At 64.2% G+C, this 2238-nt stretch carries 2 protein-coding genes; both read right to left on the bottom strand.

All coding sequences use genetic code 11. From position 1 onward, the window contains the following. Positions 1-131: 131 nt before the first annotated feature. Positions 132-530, bottom strand: a complete 399-nt coding sequence (locus tag BGE01nite_RS28680; protein ID WP_146856372.1) for a DUF1398 domain-containing protein — start codon at positions 528-530, stop codon at positions 132-134. Positions 531-566: 36 nt separating this feature from the next. Beyond that, positions 567-2135, bottom strand: coding sequence for a PQQ-binding-like beta-propeller repeat protein (locus BGE01nite_RS28685; protein WP_146856374.1), 1569 nt, complete (start codon positions 2133-2135; stop codon positions 567-569). Positions 2136-2238: the final 103 nt, after the last annotated feature.

Genomic DNA, 2238 nt, shown 5'->3' on the forward strand with positions numbered 1-2238 from the left:
AAGGTCGGGTAACCGAGGTTGCGTTGGCGCGTCTCCCAGGCCGTTGGCCTGGGCTGAGGAGTGCCGCCTCTTCGAGGCTCCAAACCCGGGATTGCTTAGCGGCATTAGGTCCAAGCGCGTCTCCAGGGCCTTCACGGCTTCGCACCCGGAAACCACTCCGTGTGCTGGTCGCCGTTGCGGCCGAGGTAGGTCACGCGCTTGCCGCGAAGAAAGGCGAGGTAGCCCTGCACGCCGCCTTTCATGGCGCGGAGGGTAAAGTCCCGCCAGCTCTGGCCGTTCTGCTGGCTGTCCAGGATGTTTGCGCGGAGGGCCGCTGCATCAAACTCTGCCGCGACAGGTGGCAGACCTTCCAGTGGGATGGGTGTGCTCGCGATAGCGCCATCACCACTGTAGTAGGTCTTGCTCAGCGCGAGGTAGTCCACGTGATAAAACTCCACGCCTGCCTCGATGAGCATGCCGACGATCTCTGGAAAGGGTTTGCTTCCGGTGAGGGTGGCTTGTGCGGCTGCGGTGATCAGATCTGTGTTCATTCCGACGGGAGAGATGAGGGATGAGAGAGATGAGGATCACTTCACCGGCAGTTCGTAGCAGACGGCTTCGCGGTCGTTGCGGACGAGGAGATAGCGACCGGCGAGCACGGGATGGTTCCAGGTCTTGGCATCGAGGGCGGCGAGCTTGCCGAGCTCTTTAAAACCGGCGGGATCGGCAGCGCAGAGGTGGACGGGCCCGGGCTCGCTCTGAACGATGACGAGGTCACCGGCGAGGAGGGTTTGACCGGAGGCGAAGCGGCCTTCTTTCCAGAGCCGGTCGCCGGTGGCGAGGTCGAGACAGGTGAGGCGGCCGTCATCGAGACCATAAAGATGGTTATCCTTCAGCGCGGTGGAGTTGAACTGGGTCTTCATCTTCAGGCTGGCCCAGAGCTCGGTGGCGGTGAGTTTGCCATCGGCCTCGGCTTTGATCTGCAGCATGCAGCAGCCCATGCCGTAACCGGCGGAGAGGAAGACGCGGTCACCGGGGACGACCACAGGCTGGGAGGCGCGGGGCCATTTTTCATCTCCCCAGGGGTGAGTTAAGAGGATGCTGCCGGTGGCGGGATCATGAGCGGTGAGGCCGCGGGCACCTTGATAGAGGATGACCTGTTTGCCAGCGAGGGTGGCGAGCATGGGAGAGGAGTAGCTGGCCTCGCCCTCACCGGAGCGCCAGGCATCCGTGCCGTCCGCGATCTTGAAGGCTAGAAGCAAAGGTGGTTGGGCATCTCCATTTGGACGGCCGCTGCTGACGATGACGAGGTCATTCACGACGAGTGGTGAGGCGCTGAGACCCCACTCGATGTTCGCGAGCTTGTTTTCATCCAGGATGCGGCGCTGCCAGTGTGGCTTGCCGGTGGCGAGGTCGAGACAGTTCAGGATGCCGGTGGCGCCGAAGGTGTAGACGCGATCTTTGTCGACCATGGGTGTGCCGCGCGGGCCTTCACCACCCTGCCACTGGCTGAAGTGTGCTTTGTCCACATGCGCCCAGAGCAGGCGGCCGGTGAGGAGCTCATAGCAGGTCACGGCTTCGTCCTCGCCGCGCTGCTCCTGGGTGATGGCGCGGCCTCCCACCACGGCATAGGCGGACCAGGCGGGACCGATGGGCTGGCGCCAGAGCTCTTTCGGAGGTGTGGCGGTCCAGTCGGTGGCGAGCTTGATTTCGGGGGCGAGGCCATCGCGGTTCGGGCCGAAGAACTGGGGCACATCGGCCGCGGAGGCGAGGCGCGGGTCGTCCTTCGGAGCTGTGGTGTTTGGGTCATCCACCTTCAGAGGTGCGGTGGCGGGCTGAGCTTTCGTGGACCAGCGCCAGGCGAAGCGGGGCAGGCCGCGGCCATCAATGACGCCGTCCACGCGAACCAATTGTTTAGCAGCGACACCGGTGGCGATGACGAGGAAGAGGCCGATGAGGCGGGTCTTCCAGGAAAAGCGCGGCGTGATGAGGAACCAAAGGAAGAGCAGGATGGAGGCGAGCAGCGGGATGGCGCTCATGAGCCAGCCTTTGAAGTTACGCTCCATCTCCTCCCGCATGCCGACCGCGACCAGGGCGATGGCGGTGAGCACGACGATGAGAATAGGAAACCAGGGGAGGGAACGTCGGGATGTCATGGAGGAATGCGGGAGGAGATACGATGCCTGGACGCGAAGGAGCGGGGAATTTGCGGGGATGGGGCGGTGGGCGGTGGGCGGTGGGCGGTGGGCGGTGGGCGGT

The sequence above is a fragment of the Prosthecobacter gellanilyticus genome (genome assembly GCF_007992435.1).
Taxonomy (GTDB): domain Bacteria; phylum Verrucomicrobiota; class Verrucomicrobiia; order Verrucomicrobiales; family Verrucomicrobiaceae; genus Prosthecobacter; species Prosthecobacter gellanilyticus.

What these genes read in the sequence shown, in the direction of transcription:
- BGE01nite_RS28680 (WP_146856372.1), bottom strand. Translation starts at nt 530, where the DNA reads ATGAACACAGATCTGATCACCGCAGCCGCACAAGCCACCCTCACCGGA.
- BGE01nite_RS28685 (WP_146856374.1), bottom strand. Translation starts at nt 2,135, where the DNA reads ATGACATCCCGACGTTCCCTCCCCTGGTTTCCTATTCTCATCGTCGTG.